Source organism: Pelotomaculum propionicicum (genome assembly GCF_004369225.1).
GTDB classification, from domain to species: domain Bacteria; phylum Bacillota; class Desulfotomaculia; order Desulfotomaculales; family Pelotomaculaceae; genus Pelotomaculum_B; species Pelotomaculum_B propionicicum.
The window spans coordinates 1-23,204 of the sequence record NZ_QFFZ01000050.1; the positions used below are offsets into that span (position 1 = coordinate 1).

Genomic DNA, 23,204 nt, shown 5'->3' on the forward strand with positions numbered 1-23,204 from the left:
TCAAGGCTTGCCGGACAGGTCGTGGCAACAGGTTAAAGTGGAGAGATTGTTCTAGTCAAAAATACCTTTAATTCTATGTAAACAAGAGAATAAGGGAGTAGACTCTAAAATTAGGGGTTTGAACCGTGACACAACCTGTAGCATATTAACCGAGATAGTCGAGACCACTAAAGCCCATAATAATGAGCAACGTCTAGAATGGGATCTATTTGATGTGCCGCATCATTGCAGTTATAAAGCTTTGAGTGATGACAAAGGAAAAGACGTAACAACTCCGGTTGCAGAAGTTCAATGGCTTTTGGAGCAAGGAAAAAACCGTGGAATTATTGTTTCCAGTAGTAAACCAATTCCAAGTAATGACGCCGATAATCAACCACCCCATCGTCAGGCAGCCAATTACTATAAAAAAATAGCTAATAGTATCGATGGCAAATTCGTGGTAACTATGGAACATCCAACAATTTCGTCCCCCTCCCCTATGATCATAACCATTGATCAATTTGGGGCTACTTTGAAAAAGATCATTCAAAGCGTAGGTTCTGCAAGTGTTATAAGCAGGCCGGCTCACAGGGCGGGTTAAAATTATGAGTAATTCTTATATTTCGGCTCCTGGATCATTAATAAATATCGGTGACCTTTTAATCCCTAAAGCGCAAAATTTGGCGTGTTTATTATCATCAGGTGATCTTGGGTTTGCCGGTTTTGTGCAATGCAGGCGCACAGATGATAAGGAAGAAGTAGTGGTCTTCGACGTTGAAGTTGAATTGGGGCAATTTAGCATTAATAAAATAAATGAACACGAACGAATTGCAGTGATGTTCTACTCTGATGATGGTATGGAACCAGTAATACTTGCATTAAGATCGGATTTTCCAGAAGTTCCTCATTTATATCCAAGCTATAGCGAATATAAAACTAGACTTTGTCTTTACCAGGAACCATATAGTGAAATAAAACTCTATTGGACTCCAATGCGTTTTTTAGAACGTATCCGTGAGTGGCTGGCTCTTACTGCAAAAGGTATACTTCACGGGGAGGAGCAACCGCTTGAACCGTTATTAATCGGGGCTTCAGGTCAAATCGTAATCCCATTAGAGTTATTTGCTGAAAGAGAAATAGGTGCCATTGAGCAATTAAAGCTTAATTTAGTACGAAGAGATGAAAATAATATTTTTCTTACCACACAATCAGAAACAATACCCGGAGAAACTATTCCGACACATGTTGTAATCACGTCTATTGGTGAACCTCAACCCCATGGAATAATTCGGCGTCTTCCCAAAAATGTCCTTGAACTCCATGAGTTTATGATCAAAGCCCAAAAAGACTTATTAAATGAGCTAAGAACACATATCACCAATTGGAAATTAAAAAACATCCAAAAAGAAATGCTCAATGCTCAACTGGTGATACTCATTGCTTTACCGAAAACACGTGGAGATAGTGCACCTGAATCGTTAGAATTTTGGGCTTTTATGACTGATAAAAATTTAGAACAGATAGGCTTAGAAATCGGTATTTGGGGCATAAGTAATGGAAATGTAGGCCTTTTAAAACCGATAGATGATACTAAAAATGGTGAAAAAATAAATATTCTCCCATTAAATATAATGTTCCATTTTACCAGAGATACAGCTTCCAGGTTAAATGGTATTCCTCAAAGAGAGAATAGATCCATCGTATGCATTGGCTTAGGAGCACTCGGTTCACAGGTTTTTATGAATTTACTGAGATGTGGATTTGGTGAATGGACATTAATTGATGATGATTCTTTGTTACCCCATAACCTTGCGCGTCATGCTTTACCTGGGTTTGCTGTTGGACATCCCAAGGCTGAAGTATTGGCTTTTTATGCTAACAAAACTATTTACGGCGAGCCGATCGCAAGCGCAGTAGTTGCGAATATTCTTAATCCTGGGGTTAATACCGAAAGGATTAAAAAATCTATGGAGGAAGCAGAGATAATAATAGATACTTCAGCTTCTGTAGCTGTCGCAAGACATCTAGCTCGTAATGTCAATTCCAATGCGCGCCGTATATCAGCATTTCTTAATCCCCGAGGAACTGATTTAGTAGTCTTGTCTGAAGATATAAATCGTACAGTACCTTTAGATTATTTAGAAATGCAGTACTATAGGTTTTTGGTTAATGACAAATTACTAGAAAACCATTTCCAAGAACCTGATGAGAAGATTAGATACGCGAATTCGTGCCGAGATATGAGCAGTACAATACCACAAGATTTTGTAGCATTGCATGCCTCTATTTGTAGCAAGGCTTTAAAAGGTTCAGTTGCCAATAGTGAAGCGGCTATATCAATATGGAGAGCAAATCCTGATGATTTTACTGTAACGAGACATACTATCATTCCTGAGATTCCAATTGAATATAGGACTAGCGGATGGGTTTTATGTACTGACCAGTCTCTATATAACAAAATAAAAGAGTTTCGCAATGCTAAATTACCCAACGAAACAGGTGGTATATTGATCGGATCTTTTGATATGCAAAGAAAGATCGTTTATATAGTTGATACTATTCCCTCTCCTCCTGATAGCCAAGAATGGCCAACAACATATATACGCGGTTCCCAAGGATTAAGATCGCGTGTAGAAAAGATTAAAGAGCTAACAAATGGAATGCTTGAATATGTTGGTGAGTGGCATTCACATCCAAACGGATATGGTTGCGCACCTAGTGCTGATGATTACAAAGCTTTTATATGGCTGTCAAAATATATGAATCCAGCTGGATATCCAGCTTTAATGCTTATAGCAGGGCTAGATCAGTATTGCTTTTATATAGAAAAAATGTTGCAGTGATGATTTGCCAATTTGTATATCAACTTGTTTTAATTCTTATGTTTTTTATTATCCACATAATGTAAGGTTTTGTGTTTAGTAATTAAGCGACGTTATACAAAAACCAGTGCATCTATTTTGTTTACACATTTCATGAATTTGTCGAAAGAAGTCGATTTTGCATTGCAGTTGGCTTCTTTTTTTATGTAACAATAAACGTAGCATAATTAAACAATTTAAACTATAATGTTTTCGCAAGTATTAAAACGAAGGAGGTATTTTTATGGGGTCTGCAGGATCAGGGAAATTTGGTACATATCGTATTGGCAAAGGTGAAGGCACTAGCGGGACTGGTTCTGGCGTAGGGCGTATGGGCAGTGAAGGCTCCGGTGAGGTTGAATGCCCCAAAATTATAGAAAATATCCCTCTTGAAGATGTTGCTGTTTTAGAATACTATCAGAAATATAATACATTACCTAGCCAAGAAACATCGGTAAGACTTAGGGCGACTATTTACAGAGGGCGACTTGTCGTTGAAACGGCTGATTTAGGCGAAATTCTAGGCAATCTCCCTACACAATATAATACTCTTATCAATTGTATAAAAAAAGGAATGAAATATTCTGGTACAATAGTTGCTTCTGGAATTACGCCGGTTCCATTTGTTGTGGTGACGTTAAATGCATAGCCAAAAAGTTCTAATTATTGGAGAAATATTCATTGATACACACCTAGATATTATTGATGAACATGGCCCTTTAGTGCGACTTGGAGGCATTTTTCATTCTGCGAGAGCATTTTCTGCATTGAATGTAGATTATGTACTGGCATATTATGCTCCAGACTATCTGGAGGACGATATTAATTATTGGTCATGCGTTTTAAATACTAAGGGTTGCTTTAAGTTAGGAACCATAAAAAATGCTCCAAATGTCATGCTGGTAAATGAATCGAAGGAGGTTGGAGACCAGGGGTATTATAATATCATCAAGGATCAAGCACAGTATATAGATACTGGTAATATTGATCAGATAATAAGCATTACTAATCCAACTGATATACTAATATATCCGGGTCGTTATAGTTGTGAATTGTTATTTGAATCACTATACGCCTTTAATGGCAAGATTCATGTTGACTTTCACTACGATAGTGAGCATATTTTAGATGGCATTAAAACAAGTGTTAATACTATAATTTTGTCAACTTCCTCATCCCAATTTAAAGAACAATGTGGCGGTACTTTGGACGGTATTGTTGAATACTTTAAACCTTATGATATTAATCAATTTATTGTAAAAGAAAATCGGGGAGGTGCTTATTGTTTTGATGTAGGCAGTCAAAGAATATTCGAGGCTCCAGCGTACTATGTTCCTATAATGCATTCAGTTGGCGTTGGTGATGTCTATAATGCTGTTTTTGTCAGCCAAATATTAGACAATGACATCGAAAAGAGAATGCGTTTAGCTGCTTTGTGTGCTGCTAAATACGCTGAAACAATGAGTTTTGATAAATTTTCGGAAAATACTAAACTAATGCTTGATAATATTGATGAACTTGCAGCTCTACAAGGTGTTCGATTATCATGGGCAGAACGTAGCCAGAAAAATATATATTTGGCTGCGCCGGATTTCCCAAATGTTGATAAAAAACCACTTGATAAATTGAACGATTGCTTATTGTATCATAATTTTAAGCCTCACTTGCCCATAAGAGAGAATGGGCTTGCTGACGGTTTTTTAAGATATGAAGATGAGTTAAGGATATATAATAGCGATATTCAACTCTTAGAATCATGTGATTTATTAATTGCTGTTTTGCTTTACAATGATCCAGGTACTCTTGTAGAGCTAGGTATGTTCAAACAATCGGGGAAACCGACAATTATTTATGATCCTTTTTCATACTGTGAAAATATATTTGTAAAGTATACTCCTAACTTCCTTTGCAAGACACTTGACGAGGTTATTAGTTCGACCTATCAGTGTTTAAGAAGGAGGTAGCCATATGTCAGAATATGATGGTGTTTTATTGGCGTCTGGAGGAATGGATTCGACCGTATTAGCATATGATCTTAAAAAAAAGGGCAAAAATATTATATTGCTTTTCCTTGATTATGGGCAGCATTGCATGGAAAAAGAATATGAAACGCTTAAAAGAGTCGTTCCGGTATGTTATGAGAAAAACATTAAGACCATCAAAATAGGCGATGTCTATAAAGAATCACACTCTAGAATAATAATAGAAGCAAACTTATGGGTTGATAATGTGGTGGCAGAAGATTTGTATTTGCCTTATAGAAATTTACTTTTTCTTTCAATTGCATCAGCTTACGCTCAATCAGTAGGTGTAAAAAATGTCTATTCTGCATTTATCAATAGTAATCATGCAAAAGAGATTGATTGCTCAATGGATTTTTTTACAAAGCTAGAATCTTTATTAGAGGTATACGGTTCTGTAAAGATCAATATGCCTTATAGGGAAATGTCTAAAACACAAGTGGCCATGCTGGGATTGACGCTAGGAGCGCCTATTGCGCAAACTTATTCATGTCAAGTTAATTCACAAAATCCATGTGGAGCATGTCCAAATTGTGTAGACAGGATCGAGGCGATGAATAATCTGATAAAGGAAGTGTAGTTTATGTTTGATGATAAGTTTATAGCTTCAGCAAAAAAGCTTATTAGCTTTATCTCAAAAAATACATTTGATTCTATTACCCAAAGAACACCATATTACCATATGGGGGCAACCATTACTGATTCAGTTTTACAAGCAGGGCTTAATTATAGCCATGTAGTTTATCCACGTATTCTAAAATTACTAAAAGAATTCCCGGATTATAAAACTACCTGCGACTTTATTATTCTCATGCAGATTTTTCCTCTTAATGACTTAATCTCATGGAGGAATGAAAAGAAGTTAGAGCGGATTAAAAAATTGAGCTGGTTTTTTTATAACAATAAAATAGAAAACGAAGATCAGCTTGCCACGTGGCTTAATGATAAAAACAATTTGCCTAAGCTTGCCCAAATAGAAGGAATTGGCCCTAAAACAATAGATTACTTAAAAATGTTATCAGGGAGTCAAGCTATTGCGGTAGATAGGCATCTATTTAAGTTTTTAGAATTAGCCAATATTACTGTTAAGACTTATCAAGAAGCGAATGCAATTTATTGCAAAGTAGCCGAAATGTTAAAAATAAGCCAATATGAATTAGATAGAAAGATATGGCTTTTCATGTCTAATTCTAAAGCATAAATATTAAGAAGACGTGTTATTATGTTGTAAAATTGTTATCAAACTGCCCCGGATAACACAATAAAACAATATGCGGAGGAAGTACAGGAGCTTATAGTTTATGTATAAATACGCATGCTTATGTGAAACAGTGTGAAACCAATCTGGTGTTTGATAATGGCGGGCATATTGCAGCTACATATAATAATACAGTAATATTAAGCAACCAGTCGCTAAGGGGGTGTTTTCGATGCTCGAAAGAATAGAATTGAAGGGTTTTAAGTCAATTAGGGAAATGAATCTGGAGTTGAGGCCGTTAAATGTTTTGATTGGGGCCAATGGTGTAGGCAAATCTAATCTGATCAGTTTTTTCAAGATGTTCAATCATATGATGAGCAGGAACCTCCAACAGTATATTGGTCAATCCGGCTATGCTGACGCCCTTCTTTATTACGGGGCTAAAAGAACGCCACAAATGACAGCAAGTTTGAACTTTACTACCAAATCTGGCATAAACATTTACCACATGCGCTTGGTCAATGCCGCCCAGGGAACTTTGATATTTGCTGACGAGGCTATTTCTTTTTCTAGCTATCAAATTGAGGGAAATGCTCCGTTGAGTTCCCTTGGAGGCGGGCACAAGGAATCTCGATTAGTAGATGACCAATTTGTCTTTACAGCAGATGTTTCTCGAGTTAATCAAAGAACAGCCCGGGTAATAAAGTCCATTATGCAGCGTTGGCAGGTGTACCACTTTCATGACACTTCTAGTACAGCATTGATCAAAAATCCTCATTACATTGATGATAATAAGTATTTGCGCCATGACGCCGGCAACCTGGCGGCATTCCTATACCAGATGCAGCAAAATAGCCGTCCCTATTATCGGCGGATTGTAGAAACGATACAATCAGTAACGCCTTTTTTTGAAGATTTTATTCTTGCTCCAAGTACTAATCCGCTATTAATCTTTTTAAACTGGAAAGAGCGCGGAGGAGATCCTGCAATGGTGTTTGGCCCCCACCAGTTATCTGACGGAACCCTCCGGCTTATGGCTTTGATAACGTTGCTTTTGCAGCCGAGCTTGCCTCAATTGATAGTTATTGATGAACCCGAACTGGGGCTTCACCCCTATGCAATATCGATACTAGCTGGCCTGCTGAAAAGCATCTCCAGTAAAACACAAATTATTGTATCTACCCAGTCTGTAACCCTGGTAGACCAGTTGGAGCCGAAGCATATAATCGTAGTTGACCGTGAAGACAACCAGTCGGTATTTAAGAGATTGGATACTGAAGAATTGGATACCTGGCTTGAAGAATATAGCCTAGGGGAACTGTGGGAGAAAAATGTTCTGGGAGGGAGGCCTAAGCGATGATTTACCTTAATATTGTCGTTGAAGGCCCTACCGAAGAAACCTTTGTTAGAGATATACTGGCCCCGTACTGGGGTGAACTGGGAATCTTTGCTGTGGCACGGAGCGTGGAGACGGCTAGGAAAAAGGGCCGTATTCACCGCGGCGGTGGAAGAAATTATAGAAAGGCCCGGCAGGATATCCTTACTTGGCTAAAGCAGCAAAAAAATGCATGGTGCACGACAATGTTTGATTTATATGGAATATATAATAACTTTCCGACTTACGGCTCTGTCAATGAAAATTTATCTCCCTATGAAAGAGTTAGAAAACTTGAAAAAGCCTTTGCGGAAGACATTGCAGATAGCCGCTTTATCCCCTACCTTCAACTGCATGAGTTTGAGACTATACTATTTACAAACATTGAGAAAATGAATGTTTTTTACTTTGATAAGGATAGGCAGATCAAGCACCTCATAGAGATGGCAGAAAAATATGATTCTCCGGAGTTGATAAATGAGAGCGAAGCTACTGCCCCTTCAAAAAGGATTATCTCGGAAATTCCTGAATACGAAAGCAATAAGGTCCTGGTAGGCCCCAAAGTTGCTCGTGCTATTGGGCTGGAACAGATAAGGATGAAATGTCTGCATTTTAATGAATGGCTGTGCAGTATCGAGAGCCTGGTTGAAGCTTAACGAGCTATTGATCAGGAGGTCAGACTGATGTTCCCTAACCTGAAGCACTTTTATGAGAAAAAAATGTGGATACGAGAATAGATCCCCATTAAATTTATGATTCTGTCAGAAACTCGGTTATTCCTCAGTAAAAGCTATAGGCTTTAAATATACCCCCTGAGTTTTTCCTATCTCTGAATAAAATAGTACTTCCTTGAAAATGCTGAATTTTCTTATGGTACGCTCGATCAAATTGTAACGGTGGCAGAGTTTATAAGCGATTTTTAGAAAAATACCCTGCATCTAAATTGATCACACATTACAAATTAAGACGCAAAAATTGATACAATGAAAAATCCCAGTATTATCGGGATTTGCAGCAATTTTGCGATAAGATAAAGCATCGTTTCCGGACGGTGTTTTTTGTTTTCTGCACCCTTTCGTTAAAAGATGCACCCCCCTTCCGGGGGAAAGCTACCTTTCGTTAAAAAGTATAGGAATCGTTAAAAGGTATGGGGATTATCGTGAACAAGTGCACACTCTTGTAAGTCCCGTTGTCCGCTGGTTCGTGCCGGCCGATGGCGGGGCTTTTTGTGTCTATAGCGAGAACAAAAAGTAAACTCTTGCTCCTCATCTTGATATTATTCGTTTAACCGTATTAATGAGGTTGTTAAAAATAAGAGGGGAGACTATTTATGGACTATATCTCCGTTCAGGAAGCTGCAAAAAAATGGGATATCTCAGAGCGGCGGATTCAAAAGCTTTGTGAGAAGGCCGAATCCCCGGTGTGATACGATTCAGCCGCGTATGGGCGATACCTAAGGACGCGGACAAACCTGTAGACGCACGACTAAAGGTCGAGCGGGAAAAGGCCTAAACTACTGAGAAACTACAGATTTGTACGTTCACTAATACTGGAGGTTTGCGTATGGATATAAAAATTCTGCTCGTGGAGGATGACGAGCATATATTAAGTGTCGTGAAAGCCTTTTTAACCGAAGCCGGATATAAGGTGGACGCCTGTTTTGACAGTGACGAGGCGCTTGCGAAGTTTTACGATAACGCCTACCAACTGGCAATTCTCGACATTATGCTGCCCGGCACGAACGGGCATGAGCTTTTACGGGAATTTCGTAAGCTGAACAATACCCCTGTTTGCCAGAAACGCCGTCCTGCTGCTGCAGACCGTACGGGAGCTTAACGCGCTCGGCGTGCGTGTACTGTTCGGGAAGGAAAAGATAGACACACTGAGCGCCGAAGGAGAACTGGCTCTAACCGTGCTGGCTTCCATTGCCGAGGAGGAGCGTAAGTCCACCTGTGAGAATGTGAAGTGGTCTATTCGGAAGAAATACGCTCAGGGCCGCATTCTGGCAATAGACGCCGGCAAGCTTCTGGGCTATGACAAAACTGCCGACAGAGGCCTTGTAATTAACGAAGAAGAGGCAAAAATTGTGCAAATGATCTTTGACCTGTACCTGTCAGGGATGAACAGCTCTGAGGCAGCGAGGTATCTGAACAGCCTTGGCGTTCCGTCATACAAAGGACATCCGTGGAGATCGCATCGGATTCTGAGCATCATTTCCAATGAGAAGTACAAGGGTGACACGCTGTTTCTGAAGACCTTCAATGCCGATCCGCTGACTAAGAAGAGAATGAAAAACACCGGTATTCTGCCGCAGTATTATGCTGAGAATACGCATACCGCCATCATAGACAAGGACACATGGGAGTGCGTTCGACTTGAGCTTGAACGGCAGAAACGTTACTGCAAGGAGCATCGCATCAGCACTTACCACAAGAATAATGAAAAACACCCGCCTATTCTATTGCTTTTTTGCATAAAAATAAAGTATTATATATACAAGTGTCATATAGTATAAGTATTATTAGGAGGAGTGTTCATTTGTCATTGGAATACGGAATCCTCGGATTCCTGTCACACAAGGATTTGACCGGGTACGAACTGAAAAAGGCGTTTGATATTTCCTGCGTCTTTATCTGGTCGGCCAATCAGGGGCAGATCTACCGGACGCTGGAGGCCATGCTGAAAAAGGACTGGATATCCATCACGGAAACCTCCCCCGGACTCAGGCATGAAAAAAAGACCTACCGCATTACGGATGCCGGAAGAGCTGTCCTCAAAGAATGGTTGACAGACGGGCTCTCGGAAAGCCCCATGCGCAACGAAGCACTGCTGAAGCTGTTTCACATGGCAAAGGCCGATCCCGAACAGGCGCTTCGGAATATCGACCGACTGATCGCTGAAAAAAAGCAAATCACCGCGGTATTTGATAAAATGACAATTTCGCGGGCAGCGGAATACCGCGAGGTCCTGGGACTGGCGGAGGATTCTCCCGATTATCGGATCAACCTGTTCCTTTCCAAATGGGGCTATATGCGCGAACAGGCTTTTCTGTCTTTCTTAGAGCAATACCGGGACGAGCTTCTGCGGATTGGGAAGGAGAAAAAAATAATTGTATGCGGCTTGAAAAACAAAACCTCATAAAACAGCTTCCCTTAGCATCGGCGCTTCTCTACGCTGCGGCCATAACCGCAGCGGAAGCGGTAACCGGAAGCGCCGTTTTTATACATATTAATATTTATATTACGGACGCGGCCGCTTTGTGGGCGGCGGCCCTGCTTATGTCCCGCGCGATACGGGAGCATAACGGAAAAGAGTTGCTGTACACGGCGCTGGGAATGAGCTGCCTTACGCTTGGCAACTTCTACTTTCTTTTGCTGGATATCGTTTCTTTTGAATACGACGTGATTTCGGTGGGCCTGTTCGCCAAGGTCTGCTGCTATCTTTTCTTTATCGCCGTGCTGTCGGCGCAAAAACCGTTCCGGATGAAACGGGCGGCAGCCGTGGACATCGGCTCATTTGCGGTTGCCGCGACCTGCGCCTACGCGGTGATTACCAACAGCTATCTGGTCATCAACCTGTCGGTCATATTGTTGAACCTGCTCTGCGCCGTTCTGGCCGCCGGGCTGCTGAGGTATCCGCGCAGAGTGCGGTTTTTCGCGCAGGTCACGCTTTTTCTGGCGGTCAAGGATATCCTGTCGGTTTTCTCCGTATTGTCTTTCGCCACCGACTCGCTTTCTCCCGCCCTATATATTTTGATCGTGCGTTCGGCTCTGCTGATGGGAGAGGAGGAAGAAAATGCTTAACGACATTCTTTCCGGGCTGTTTTCCTCCGATATTCCCGGATTTACCTTTTCCATGCTGATTCCCCTGCTCTTTTTAAGCGCCATGATCAAAAACCAGCGTTCCCGGCACATCATTCTGTATTTCTGCTGGGGCTTGTTCGCCGTCGTCTTCGCCTATATACTGAACGAGTGGTTTTCAGGCGATACCAGTCTGAGCGCCGGACTCACCTCCGATATCGCGCCCATTGTTGAGGAAACGCTGAAAGCCCTGCCGCTTCTTTTGTTTTTCCGCAGGCGGGACGGCGACGATCCCAATCTGATCATCTACTGCGCAATGGCAAGCGGCATCGGGTTCTCGGTGCAGGAAACCCTGTATTACTTTACTTCCTTTACCGCCGATCCCGGCCTGTTCTCGCTGTTCCCCCTGCTGGTGCGGACGGCCACCACCTGCCTGATGCACGGAATGTCCACAGCTGTCATTGGCTTTGGAATCGTCATCACCTCCCGGTATAAAGGTATCCGCATTCCGATGATTTTGGGCCTGCTCTCCTTAGCGGCGACCATCCACTCGCTGTACAATATCCTGATCGGAACACGTCTGGCGATCATAGCGTTGCTCATGCCCGCTGTTTTGTATTTCACGGGACTGGCGCTGCTGTCCGGAGACGATGAAGAACCGGAGGGAGGACCCGAAAATGAGTCTTGACCCGAAAGACCGCAAGTGGCTGGAAGAAATGTTCGATACCTATTATGACAAGGTGTACGCTTTTTTATACGCGCGGACAGGAAACACCGCGCTGGCGGAAGATCTTGCCAGCCAGACCTTTGTAAAAATCGCGGAAAGCTACCGCACCTACCGCAGAGAAAAAGGCGCGGTATCCACATGGGTTTTCACCATCGCGTTAAATGAAATGCGGAGCCATTTCCGCCGCCTGAAGGGAAAGGAAACGGCGGCGCTGGATGAGCCTCTGGAACTTCCGGATTCCGTGGATATTGAATCGGACTTTGTGCGGGGAGAAACAAAGAAAGAGCTTCTCTCGCTGCTTTCCCGGCTTGACGAGCGCCAGCGCAGTGCCGTGACATTGAAATATTACGGGGAACTGTCCAACCGTGAAATCGGAAAGGTTCTGGCGATTTCGGAGAGCAATGTCAGCACGATTTTAAACCGAGCGATAATAAAATTAAAAAATCTGATGGAACAGTGTGACGAAATCGCTGTTTTCGCGTATAAGAGTCAGGAGGAATCAAAATGAGTGATCAATTCGAATTTAATGAGCTCATAAAATCGCTCAATGTGACTCCCGACGAAGAAGCAAAGCAAAAGGCCAAAGCTTTGTTTTTACAAAAAGCAGAGGAGGCGGAGCAGACACAAACTGCGGAGCATAAAAAAACGGGTTCTGTTTTCCGGAAAAACAGGCGATCTTTGTTCAATTTCGCCGCTGGCATGGCCGCCATGCTGATTCTGACGGTAGGCATTTTAACGGCCTACGATCCGTCTTTTCTGACGGGTTCGGTAAGCGGAGGGGGCGATATCGTCCAATACAGGATGTTTCCTGCCGGAACAGAAACTCCGGTACTGGACACCGCGCAGAAATATTCAGGCGAGCTGTCGGTTTTCCATATTCCCGGTGCGGACGAAGATATCAACAGCCAGTTTATCAAAAGCGACGGAGCTGCATTTGCCGAAGGATTTGCGTATTACGTTACACAATTTGGTTCAAAGGCGGATACGGGTAAAGTAGAAAACACAGTCACAAAGGGTAAAGTGCTGTATGTGCCGGTGAATCGTTCGGATTACAAGGCGGATTACGGGAACGCGGTTTGTTGCGGGGAAATCGTCCTGCTGAAAGCATCTGATAAAGTGTTGCAGAAACATGGCTATCTTCCCTGCAAGGGGCAGACGCTGAACGCGAAGGATTATCCGGTGCTGGCGGGAATACTGGCTCCGGGTGCGGAACAGTTCACCCTGCCTGATCTTTCAGGGCAGTCGCCCGTCGAAGGCGCGGTCTGGTGCATAGCCGCCGAGGGAGATTACCCGTATACGCGCCCGGCAGGCAATTAAGCATTTGGGTTATAACGGGTGCGGCGAACGGCACGCTGTACCCGTGAAAAACGAATACAAATCAAGGAGGATAAGGTATGAAAACCGAAAAAAAGGTTGCGGACGGTTTTGAGCAGGAAATCCTCGACGCAAAAGAGGACAGCGGCAAAATTGAAGAAGGCGAGATCGGCATCGCACAGCAGGAAAACCATGCGGCTAAAGAAGAGCCAACGAAAAATCATCAGAAAAAGAGGAAAAGGCGCTTTAAGCCCGACAAAAAGCAAATACAGGGCTTTGTGGCCGGCTTCCTTGCCGCCGTTATATTGCTCACGAGCGTCACGGCGGCGATCAATCCCGGCTTTTTGGTCGGCACTTTTACGAAACAGGTCGGCAATACCACGCTGAACGACGAGGTGGATTTGCAGACGGTTGCCTGCGAGCCTTCCAGCCTGCCGGCGCAGACCTCGTATGACCAAACATTTTTGCTGAGCATCGACAAGAGCAAAATCAAATCCATGGATAAAAAATATGTCCAACTGGGCGGTCTGTTCCAGGGCATGGCGGTGGAAAATGTTTCGTATTCCGATTCCGACAACCGGCTTGCAGTCGCCGTTAAGGGAAATGCGGCTACCACCCATGCCTACGGTTCGGACAAAACCAATCCGGCCGGCGAGATTTATATCATGCCGGACGCGCTTAACGACAGTAAAACGGCTTATCAGTCAAGCGTCACAATCGAATACCCCCAGCTCACGCCGGACACGTCCCTGCTTGAAAACAACGCCAATTTCAACGGCAGCCTGAGCTTCACGCTCTCGGGAGACACCTTTGCCAAAACACCGGCTGCGTCGGACGTGACGCTTTCCGGAGGATTCTCAAAAATGAAGGTGGTTTCCGTCAGTGCGAAAGGCCAGAAGCTGACGGTCGACCTGAGCGGCGATGTCGATTCGGATAACGGCAACGGCATAATCACTCTCGCCGGTTCGACGCTTGGGAGCGGATTTTCGGTCGATCAGGTCATCACCGTCGCCGGCGCTGCCTCGATCCTTGCCTACAGCAGCCTCACCACGGAGGAAAAGGTGAACGACCAGGTCGATATCAGCCTTCAGAACGACCTCTTCGCGGACAAGCTGACCTCCGACATGTTCACCCTCGGAGAGGCGCTCGCGGGCTACACCGTGACAAGTGTCCGGAGGCAAAGCCCCAACATGGCCACCGTGACCATCACAGGCGGCGCTCTGCTCAAGCCCGGCACCGGGACGATCACCATCGCGGGGAAGGGCGTCCAGACGGGCCGGACCGTGAGCGGAAAGATTTTTATTAAGAATCCCTCGATCCAGGCGTACCTTGTGAAAAAACACCAGACAGGCAGCGGCGATTCCAAGCTCTATGACGTGTATTCGACCGGAAACGATTTTGCATCCGGCATATCCGCTGCGGATATCGTCTTGAAGGGCGGGCTTTCGGGCCTGAGCATCGCGGAGGTCAAGCGGCTGAACGGCCATCATATCCAGCTCACAGTAAACGGAACGCCCGGCAATGACGACGGCATCATTTCCGTCCGTTCCGGGGCCATGGGCGGCGTCACCGGCGCGGAAGCGACGGTTTACGCTGTCGACGACATGGGCCTTCTCGACGCCGCGCCCATCCCGGCCGACGACACCGACGCCATAAAAAGAATTTACGGGGCCGCAAGCAGCCAGACCGGCGGTTTTCTTGACGACGTCCTCGACTGGGGCATCGGCAAGGTGAAGGATGTGATCGTCAGCGGGATCGAGGATGGCCTCAAGGAAGGCGCCAAGACAGGGCTCGAGTATTTTCTCCGCCAGACCGGATTAGAGGGGCCGGACGTCAGCGAGCAGCTCGCGCAGATCCAGCAGTCCATTGACAAACTCAGCGCGCAGATGACCGAGATGGAAACGCGTATCCTCAACGCGATCAACCATCAGGGCGTGCAGGCCCAGCTTGCCAGCATCATCCACGCCAAGCAGAAAATCCGCGACGATTATAACTATTACATGTCAATCAAAAAGATGGTTGAAGACTTCAAAGCAAAAAACCCGAACGGGGACCCGTATCAGGACCCGGCCATCAAGAGAAAGATGGATACCCTCGCCGGCCCGGCCGGCCTGATCAGTCAGGACAACATCCAGCAATGCGTCAAGGATATCGGGGACGTCATGGGGGGCGATCAATATACCGCGTCGCTGATCGAAACCTATTACGGCGACCTGAAAGCCAACCTCCCGTTCGAACACAACTCGATCATCGCCCTGCACAAGTTTGTTGACGAAATGCTGATGTATCAGGCGCAGGGCGCGCTTCTCTACGCCGAATACTGCAACTACAACGACGAGATCCCGGTTCCCGGGACCAACCAGACGCTGAAAGCCGCCGAGCTGCTGGCGAAATTCAATTCCGATTTCAATACCCGGCTCACACAGCAGGAAAACGTGCTGAACCAGAGAATTCCTTCTCTGGACAACACCAACGTCCATAACGCGTGGGGCAGCACCAACAGCGGCGACTTCAGGTTCAAATGCAACTACAACAACGGGATCTACGTCATGGTGGGAGACATCTTTAAGATATCCCAGTTTATTGATTTTTATCATCCTGGTTTGCCTGATAGGTATGAGTATCGTATAGGCAAAGGTACTGGTATCATGAGAGATATTTATATAAACAGGGGATTAACCGAATCTAGCCCCGCTTATGATCTCATAAGCAAGGACGACGCAAATATGATTTTCAAGAACTGGAACGCGGGTTACACCGCCCCCTATAACTATCTCGTGGCCTATCTGGGGGGCAATAACGGCTGGACGCCCGATGGGTGGCTCTTTCTGGAACCCGGAAAATGGTATATATACTGGGCTCGATGGGTGAAAGATGTGCCAATCTACAACCTGTTCGACGGCGGGACCGAGACCTACAACAGCTGGGAGCTGTACGATCACCACGCCGACACCTACTGCAAGGTCATGCTGGTCGCCCGCTGAGTTATGGTACGTAAGATTGCTCTTTTATTGCTGCTCGCGCTGCTGGCCGCCTGCGGGGGAAGCCCCGCGGGCGGCCGGCAAGTGCCCTACGCCGTTTCGCGAATTGCCGACGAGTACGCTATCCCATCCGTTTCTGTCGCAGTGATGCCGGCGGATGGAGAGGTCCGGCAAACGTGTTATGGAAAGGGAACCGGGAGCAGCCTGTACTGCGTCGGCAGCGTTTCCAAGTCGTTTGTCGCGGCGCTCGCACTGATTTTGCAGCAGGAGGGAAGCATCCGGCTGGACGACCCCGTCGGGAAATATCTGCCCGCGCTGTCATTATGGGACAAGGACCGCGTTACCCTGCGGGATCTGCTTTCCATGCGCAGCGGCGTCGCCGATTATACGACCGATTTCGCCCCGGCGGATTATTTTAAGGATTACGCGCCGGACGAGCTGATCCATATGGGAATCCGCAATTCCGCGCTGCTGGAGCGCGGCGACTTCCGTTATTCCAACACCAATATACTTATCGCCAAGGAAATGATCGAAGCTGCTACGGGAAAAGAATGCGAGACGCTGATACGGGAAAAAATACTTGTTCCATGCGGGCTGAAGGACACCTTTTTTGCGGATGAAAAAAGCAGGATTCATAGCCGTATCATACATGGATACTCCGACACCCTCCAAGACGGGCGGATGGATTTCACCGGCGCCACAACGTCCTGGTCCGGCCTTGCCTGCGGGATGTATTCCACCGCTTCCGATATAGCGAAATGGGCGGACGCGCTGATCCGCGGTCATTTTTTAAGCGAAGCGTCAAAGCAGGCGCTGCTTGACTTTTTTTCGGTTCGGGACGGGGTGGAATACGGCTTATGCGTCGCGCGCAAAATGCTGAGGGGGCAACAGGTGATTTTTTTACAGGGCAACGTTCCGGGCTACGGAGCGGCCGTTCTCATCCGCGGCGATACCGTATACGCGGTGCTGTGCGATCTCTCCGACTACAGCGGAGGGGGCGTTTACTACGCCGAGTTAATCGCGGACGAGCTGGCGCTGTCCGACGCCGGGAATCGCTGACTGCAATCAAAAGCGAATCGCGCCCGGCTCCATATAAACGGAAGCCGCGCATAAAAGAATGAAGAAGGGAGCGTAATATGACCAAGAGGAAAAAGATTATTGTTATTGCCGGCGCGGCGGTGATCCTTGTTGCGCTGGCCATCTCGGCGCTATTCTGCGTTATGAAAGACAAGGAAACAACCGGAGGTGATTTCAGCGGGCTTTCCTGGACGCAGGCTTTTCAGAAACTGAATCAGACAATGGCCGATGAATACGCGTTTACGCAATGGAAAGGTATTAATTGGCAGGAGCTTTACGATAAATATCGCCCGCAAATAGAATCCGCCCAGGCAAAAAACTCGTTTGAGGATTATTACATCGCCCTGCGCTCGTACCTGAATGAAATTCCGGACGGGCATGTCCGGATGAACAATATCGCAGACATCGACGACAAATATATCGGCGGCGGTTTCGGCTTTGCGGCCGCGAGGCTGGATAACGGCAAAATCATCGTGACATGGGTTGACCAATCGGGCCCGGCATATGACGCCGGGATACGGGCGGGCGATGAACTGACCGAATGGAACGGACAGCCCATCGCCAACGCGGTTGAAACAGTTTCGACGGTCTTTGCCGGAACTTCGGCTACGGACGAATATCTGAGGCAGAAACAGCTGGCATATCTTGTGCGCGCTCCCGTCGGTACGGAAATCAGCCTTTCTGTGATTAGCCCGGATTCCGGCCGGAAGCGTTCGTTAACGCTGACCGCTTACAACGATAATAAGCAGTCTTTGAAAAAGAACTATCCCAATTCCGTCGTATCGGATAAACTCAGGGATATGTTCCTTGGACATGAAAACCCCGATCCGGAGCCGGAGTCCATTGTGGAGAAAAAGATTATCGGCGGGAACATCTGCTATATAAAGCTGTGGGCAGAGTTTGACGCGGATCTGCAGCAGACGGGGAAGGCCGTATCGACACTGAGCCTGATGCGCGAAGCCGTCGCCTACGCAAATGAAAACAAATGCGCCGGGATGATCCTGGATATCCGCAACAATATGGGCGGGCTTGACGACATGGCCGCCGATATTCTGGGATTGTTCTACCCGGAAAAGACGCTGTACGAATATCAAAAGGTTTATGGTTCGGATCAGCTCACGGCGCTTTACATTCAGCCGGCGGAGCAGCGGTTTACCGGAAAAATCATCGCGCTGATCAACTCAAAATGCGTAAGCAGCGGGGAAGGTTTGGCAATGGGCATTAAAAATCTTCCGAACGGCGAAACGCTTGGCTTTTTTGGAACCAACGGTTCCTTCGGCCTTGCCGGCAGCGAGGTGAAAATGCCTGGCGGGATCACGGTGGAATTCCCGTCCGGTCAATCGCTTGACAAGAATAAAAGCATCCAGCTCGACAGCCGGAACGGTATAGGCGGAGTAAGTCCGTCCATACGGATACCGATGACCGAACAAAACGCCATACGCATTGCCGGCGGCGAAGACGTGGAGCTGGATGATGCGCTGCGAATACTGACCGGTAATTAACCTGCGGCAAAAATAATTAAGGCTGCGTTTACGGCCGCGGATATGAACGACGAACGATCATGCCGATCCAATAAATATGTCCATAAATTTTTTGAAAAGATGTGACGATTACGCTTTTTTTGCGTATAAGAGACAGAAGGAAAATCAGCAGCGAGAGATGTACCAGACAAGGGTACACCGGACCGATGACCGCATAGTCAGCATCTCTCAGCCCCATGTGCGTCCCATAGTAAGAGGCAAGGCCAGAGCACAGACCGAGTTTGGGGCTAAAGTGGCCGTCAGCATGGTGGACGGATATGCCTTCATCGATCACCTTAGCTGGGATCCCTTCAACGAAAGTCTCGGTTTTAAACAGACGGTTGAAGACTACAAACAACAAAAGGGTTATTATCCGGAAGCAATCCTGGCAGACAAGATATACCGCACCCGGGAAAACCTCTCTTTCTGCAGAGAACGTGGCATCAGGCTGAGCGGGCCACCGCTGGGCCGTCCGACGATCGACAGCAGACAGGAGAAGCAAACCGCGCGCCAGGACATGAAAGAACGCAACGCTGTTGAAGCTGGCTTTGGTGTAAAGGAAGGAAATTCCGAAAGTGGAGCAAGCGCTTCCCTCGAAAACATCAACTGTCTAACAATTGGGAGGAATTACTGTGAATAATCGAAAATCATTACTTATTTCTGTTTTTCTATTTCTTGTTTTATCTATTATTTTGATTTGTTCGCCGACAAACTATATCAGTGAAAAGAACGACAAGATTTTGAAGGTCACAACGTTCGAGGGCGGCACTGCCTACAAAACCAGCGATAATATTTACTGGGTGTTAAATTTGACCGGTACCTGGCGGGAAATGGGCCGTCAGTACGGAGGACTCGTCCGGGAAGATTTGTGCCAATTCTATCAGGAAATAACCGAAGATGTTGCGGCCCGTGGAATAGATAAAAAAGAGCAGCTTGAAGATGCAAAAGAATTTGCCGGTAGTTTGAACGTGAATCTTCGGGAATTGCTGAAGGGCATTTCCGAAACCTCAGGGCTTAGTGAAGACGAGGTTTTGTTATTAAATGCGGGTATGCTCAATCTCGCTGATGTCGTGTTGGGTCCTGTAGCCCCCAGTGCGTGCAGTGGTTTGGCCGCTTGGGGCAATTATACACCGGATGGCAGTCTGGTATTCGGGAGAAACTGGGATATTGACAGAGAAAGCATGAAAAAGTACATGAAATACTTGTCTGTTGTCGTATTCAATCCCGATTCGGGAAACAGCTTTGCCAATGTACATCCCCTCGGCAATGTTTACCTTGAAACAGGGATGAATAACAAAGGGCTTTTCCTTGAATTAAATAATGGCGTATATTCCGATACCAACATCTTCGAAGATCGTGAGAATAGTGTTTCCACTTTGGTTTCGGTCCTGAATCAATGCAGCACTATCGAGGAAGCAGCCGCATATCTGGCGGCTGTACCGGCAGACATGGCATATATTATTCAAATTGCCGATTCGAAAGAATGCGTCTCCGTTGAAAGGCCAACTTTTGCGAGCCGAGTGAGGCGTAGCGAACAAAATGGCGTGTTAGCGGCGTATAACAGTTTTGTCCCCCCGTACCCACAAGAATGGGAAGGAAAAGTAACTAAGCCGCGGAACCCGAAGGAAGATCCCCGCTACCAGAATCTTCTTAACCTTGCCAATTCCAAGGAGTTTTACGGAAAGCTCGATCCGGCGGGAATGAAAAAACTGCTGGACATTCAAATGCAAAACGGCGGAGCGACACATAAAGGCAGTGTATTGCAGGTTATCGCGGTGCCGAAAGATCTGAAGCTATGGATTCGCGGTCTGGATTATTCCGACTGGCAGGAAATTGACTTGAAAGGGTTGTTCAAAAATAAATAAGGCTGATGGAGGCAGCGAATGAAAGACAGGCCGGTCGTATTGTGCCGTCGCGACTGATATGCCCAGACGACCTCGGCACAGGCGTGGCGCATTAATCATGCCGCCGCGGGCGGCACTGCAAATTTGAACCCGATTGTATTCGGCCGGTATCCCGAGTTTCAGCAATTGGCGACGCTAATTTTACATTAGCATCCGAAAGCAAAGAACCCGAAGGTTGAATCATACGACTTTCGGGTTCTTGCTATTCTGCGTTTCAATGTGCGGTTTCATAAGTATTGATGACTTCAATAGCATGCTCTAGCTCGACGTCCTCGCCCCGGGCAACCTTCAGCGCATTCTCCCTGGTCATAGGAGTGCGGATAGACGGCGCAATTCCCCCTACGCCATCGCGGCTGTCAATCTGAACCTGTTTATTTCTATCCAGTGATTGGCCATACGGCCAATGTACCGCTATATCGCCGGGCATCTTCGCTTCTCCCCCAGCTATGCCAAACGACCCGTTTGTCCCGTAAAAGCCAACCGTTGCTCCTCTTGACGCATTTTTGATTCCCATCGCCAACCCTTCGCCCGAACTTGTGCACTTTAAATTGATCAGCGCTACGACCGGACCACGAAAGAAGGGGGCGTCAGGCTCGATATATAGCCCGGGGTCTGAAGCATTTCCTTTACGGGTATCATCCGCCCGTATTTCCCAGGAACCGGTGATCGTGTTGAAACAGTTCTGGTATTCGTAGAAGGTTTTCTCGGAATAGAACGACGCCAGCATATCAGCCACCATCGAGTCTAAACCACCCACATTATTGCGAATGTCGATAATCAGCCCTTTGACCTTGGCCTTGTTGAATTCAACCAGCGCAGCCCTGAATAAGCCGAGTGTAGAAGGCGCTTTTCCGGTGTTTTTAAAGCCGGCATCGAATTCGCCCCAGAGTTTTATATAGCCGATGTTGCCGTCGAGAATTTTCGTTTCGACCATTGACTCGGGCGGATTTTGGGGATTATCGACCCCAATGATCAAGTCTCTCAAGCCGTCAGAAACAATGGTCGCGGGGTAAGTTTTGGCTAACGACTTCCCTTTGTCGAGTTCACTGTTTTCGTACTTGTCAAAGCCGGCGAATTACTTTTAATTGGACCTTGCCCTGATGGAACCCGCCCGGCAATCCCCAACCGGCTGTTTTCGCTGGTCGAGCGCGATTCCTTCTGTTAAGTGGGAATACCACCCACCCAGCATCAAACAGTACGTGCGGTTTTACCGCATAGGGCTTTCCGCTGTTCTTCTTCCTTCTGCATTGGGATAATTCAAACCGACTGTTTCACTGTCATTCCGATTATATTTTCGTGTGGTGTCACAATTCCAATGTGCATATACAGAGGATATTGACTAAAATTGGTAATCCCCGCCATTGACAAAAAGAAAAAACCTGAGTTGGCCTCTCAAATAAGCAGGGACGGTTCAAAGATATATAAATTGGATAAAAACGGCAGCAAACTTGGAGAGATTAATCTAAGTGGGCCAGGCGGCCAGTCCCTGGCATGGGCTGACCAGTATTTTTGGGTGGGCGGAGAAAAACTTTATAAATATGACATGAACGGAAACATAGTTGGACAAATTTATGCGGCAGCTGTGGGAAACTGGGCTTTAACATGGGACGGGAAATACTTATGGACTATCCAGAGGACATGTGAAGGATGGAATGATCCCAAAATATATAAAATTGAAATAAAAAATGATGGTATTTTAAAATAGCTATTGTATCAATAAAGAAATAGGTGAATATGCACCAAAGAAATGGGAGAAAAAGAAGGGGGTAAAAAATGAAACTTAAGTTCACCAGATTAGGAATGGCGGTATTCTTCATGCTAATGTTGATGTTTTTATTCATACTGCCGTGTAGTGCGGGGCAAACGGTAGAAGTAGTCAATGACGGGAAACAATTAATAGTGAAAATTAATGGCGAACAGGTGAATTGCGACCAGCAGCCGTATATTGAGAATAATTGTACGATGGTTCCAGTCAGTATCATCGCACAACAGCTCGGTGCCACAGTCGATTGGGATCCTGCAGCATTGACTGTAACCATTAAGGGAGAAAAGGTGGTCGTCCTGACCATTGGCTCGGCAACGGCAACTATTGATGGTTCTCCAATAACCCTGCAAGCTCCGGCCACTGTTACCGGAGGGCGTACTATGGTACCTCTAAGATTCGTGAGCGAAGCTTTAGGGGCAGAAGTAGCCTATACTCCGTCGGCTTTCAAAAGCGGAATTGAATGGTTTCAAGCAGGAAATACCCAGAATATTTATAAACTCCAGACTAATACCTCACAACAATTAAAAGACAATCATATAGGTATTTGTTTGGGAACGAGCGTTACAAAAGTTTTGCAGAGTTCTTTCTGAAGATTTTCGTAATGAGTATCAAGAGCACATATTTTTTTGGGTTTTGGACCCCGCCGGAATTTTCCCATAGAAGCAATGACCGGTTTAAAAAC

At 46.0% G+C, this 23,204-nt stretch carries 21 protein-coding genes and 3 pseudogenes; 23 read left to right on the forward strand and 1 reads right to left on the reverse strand.

Features of this window, described 5'->3' with window-relative positions:
- Window positions 1-118 precede the first annotated feature (118 nt).
- The 21 genes and pseudogenes from Pmgp_RS15900 (at window position 119) to Pmgp_RS16000 (ending at window position 20,718) form a co-directional block, all read left to right on the forward strand.
- A complete protein-coding gene (locus Pmgp_RS15900) occupies window positions 119-580 on the forward strand; it encodes a hypothetical protein (protein ID WP_134215112.1) in 462 nt (153 codons plus the stop codon).
- A 4-nt stretch (window positions 581-584) separates the two neighbouring features.
- Window positions 585-2,822 (forward strand): anti-phage 6A-MBL system cap2_3 protein, encoded by a 2,238-nt coding sequence (cap2-3, locus tag Pmgp_RS15905; RefSeq protein WP_134215114.1) that lies wholly within the window; start codon window positions 585-587, stop codon window positions 2,820-2,822.
- Between the two features lie 262 nt (window positions 2,823-3,084).
- Window positions 3,085-3,489 carry a hypothetical protein gene (locus Pmgp_RS15910; RefSeq protein WP_134215115.1) on the forward strand — a complete coding sequence of 135 codons (405 nt, stop codon included), beginning with the start codon at window positions 3,085-3,087 and terminating at the stop codon, window positions 3,487-3,489.
- Window positions 3,482-4,804, forward strand: a complete 1,323-nt coding sequence (locus Pmgp_RS15915; RefSeq protein WP_134215117.1) for a nucleoside 2-deoxyribosyltransferase — start codon at window positions 3,482-3,484, stop codon at window positions 4,802-4,804. The genes Pmgp_RS15910 and Pmgp_RS15915 overlap by 8 nt, the downstream gene beginning before the upstream one ends.
- A 4-nt stretch (window positions 4,805-4,808) precedes the next feature.
- Window positions 4,809-5,441, forward strand: coding sequence for a 7-cyano-7-deazaguanine synthase (locus tag Pmgp_RS15920; protein ID WP_134215119.1), 633 nt, complete (start codon window positions 4,809-4,811; stop codon window positions 5,439-5,441).
- A 3-nt stretch (window positions 5,442-5,444) separates the two neighbouring features.
- Window positions 5,445-6,062 carry an HhH-GDP family DNA glycosylase gene (locus Pmgp_RS15925; protein ID WP_134215121.1) on the forward strand — a complete coding sequence of 206 codons (618 nt, stop codon included), beginning with the start codon at window positions 5,445-5,447 and terminating at the stop codon, window positions 6,060-6,062.
- Window positions 6,063-6,291: 229 nt separating this feature from the next.
- Window positions 6,292-7,419 (forward strand): AAA family ATPase, encoded by a 1,128-nt coding sequence (locus Pmgp_RS15930; protein ID WP_134215123.1) that lies wholly within the window; start codon window positions 6,292-6,294, stop codon window positions 7,417-7,419.
- On the forward strand, window positions 7,416-8,090 hold the full coding sequence (locus tag Pmgp_RS15935) for a DUF4276 family protein (protein WP_134215125.1): 675 nt from the start codon (window positions 7,416-7,418) through the stop codon (window positions 8,088-8,090). Before Pmgp_RS15930 ends, Pmgp_RS15935 begins: the two co-directional genes overlap by 4 nt.
- A gap of 674 nt (window positions 8,091-8,764) precedes the next feature.
- A pseudogene (locus Pmgp_RS15940) lies at window positions 8,765-8,946 on the forward strand (DNA-binding protein).
- Between the two features lie 51 nt (window positions 8,947-8,997).
- Window positions 8,998-9,225: pseudogene (locus Pmgp_RS15945) on the forward strand (response regulator); the annotation flags it as partial.
- Window positions 9,226-9,280: 55 nt separating this feature from the next.
- Window positions 9,281-9,949: a recombinase family protein gene (locus Pmgp_RS15950; protein WP_134215127.1), complete on the forward strand. Its 669-nt coding sequence runs from the start codon at window positions 9,281-9,283 to the stop codon at window positions 9,947-9,949.
- A 23-nt stretch (window positions 9,950-9,972) separates the two neighbouring features.
- The gene (locus tag Pmgp_RS15955; protein WP_192902966.1) at window positions 9,973-10,575 is read left to right on the forward strand and encodes a PadR family transcriptional regulator; all 603 of its coding nucleotides are present in this window, start codon (window positions 9,973-9,975) and stop codon (window positions 10,573-10,575) included.
- Window positions 10,548-11,237, forward strand: coding sequence for a hypothetical protein (locus tag Pmgp_RS15960; RefSeq protein ID WP_134215131.1), 690 nt, complete (start codon window positions 10,548-10,550; stop codon window positions 11,235-11,237). Before Pmgp_RS15955 ends, Pmgp_RS15960 begins: the two co-directional genes overlap by 28 nt.
- Window positions 11,230-11,922 carry a PrsW family glutamic-type intramembrane protease gene (locus tag Pmgp_RS15965; protein ID WP_134215133.1) on the forward strand — a complete coding sequence of 231 codons (693 nt, stop codon included), beginning with the start codon at window positions 11,230-11,232 and terminating at the stop codon, window positions 11,920-11,922. The genes Pmgp_RS15960 and Pmgp_RS15965 overlap by 8 nt, the downstream gene beginning before the upstream one ends.
- Window positions 11,912-12,469: an RNA polymerase sigma factor gene (locus Pmgp_RS15970; protein ID WP_192902967.1), complete on the forward strand. Its 558-nt coding sequence runs from the start codon at window positions 11,912-11,914 to the stop codon at window positions 12,467-12,469. Before Pmgp_RS15965 ends, Pmgp_RS15970 begins: the two co-directional genes overlap by 11 nt.
- Complete coding sequence (locus Pmgp_RS15975; RefSeq protein ID WP_134215137.1) at window positions 12,466-13,278, forward strand: phage tail protein; 813 nt, start codon at window positions 12,466-12,468, stop codon at window positions 13,276-13,278. The genes Pmgp_RS15970 and Pmgp_RS15975 overlap by 4 nt, the downstream gene beginning before the upstream one ends.
- A gap of 77 nt (window positions 13,279-13,355) precedes the next feature.
- On the forward strand, window positions 13,356-16,259 hold the full coding sequence (locus Pmgp_RS15980) for a hypothetical protein (protein ID WP_134215139.1): 2,904 nt from the start codon (window positions 13,356-13,358) through the stop codon (window positions 16,257-16,259).
- Between the two features lie 3 nt (window positions 16,260-16,262).
- Window positions 16,263-17,315 (forward strand): serine hydrolase domain-containing protein, encoded by a 1,053-nt coding sequence (locus Pmgp_RS15985; RefSeq protein ID WP_134215141.1) that lies wholly within the window; start codon window positions 16,263-16,265, stop codon window positions 17,313-17,315.
- A 77-nt stretch (window positions 17,316-17,392) separates the two neighbouring features.
- The gene (locus Pmgp_RS15990) at window positions 17,393-18,835 is read left to right on the forward strand and encodes a S41 family peptidase (protein WP_134215143.1); all 1,443 of its coding nucleotides are present in this window, start codon (window positions 17,393-17,395) and stop codon (window positions 18,833-18,835) included.
- A gap of 142 nt (window positions 18,836-18,977) precedes the next feature.
- Window positions 18,978-19,409 (forward strand): annotated as a pseudogene (locus Pmgp_RS15995) (transposase); the annotation flags it as partial.
- Window positions 19,410-19,485: 76 nt separating this feature from the next.
- The gene (locus Pmgp_RS16000) at window positions 19,486-20,718 is read left to right on the forward strand and encodes a C45 family autoproteolytic acyltransferase/hydrolase (protein ID WP_134215145.1); all 1,233 of its coding nucleotides are present in this window, start codon (window positions 19,486-19,488) and stop codon (window positions 20,716-20,718) included.
- Window positions 20,719-20,971: 253 nt separating this feature from the next.
- On the opposite strand, the gene Pmgp_RS16005 is transcribed toward Pmgp_RS16000, so the two are convergent.
- A complete protein-coding gene (locus Pmgp_RS16005) occupies window positions 20,972-21,733 on the reverse strand; it encodes a S41 family peptidase (RefSeq protein WP_134215147.1) in 762 nt (253 codons plus the stop codon).
- A gap of 369 nt (window positions 21,734-22,102) precedes the next feature.
- Here Pmgp_RS16005 and Pmgp_RS16010 point away from each other — a divergent pair, with 369 nt between their 5' ends.
- Together Pmgp_RS16010 and Pmgp_RS16015 are read left to right on the forward strand one after the other, a co-directional pair.
- Complete coding sequence (locus Pmgp_RS16010) at window positions 22,103-22,462, forward strand: TolB-like translocation protein (RefSeq protein ID WP_153189228.1); 360 nt, start codon at window positions 22,103-22,105, stop codon at window positions 22,460-22,462.
- A gap of 68 nt (window positions 22,463-22,530) precedes the next feature.
- Window positions 22,531-23,112 (forward strand): copper amine oxidase N-terminal domain-containing protein, encoded by a 582-nt coding sequence (locus Pmgp_RS16015; protein WP_134215151.1) that lies wholly within the window; start codon window positions 22,531-22,533, stop codon window positions 23,110-23,112.
- The last annotated feature ends 92 nt before the right edge of the window (window positions 23,113-23,204 follow it).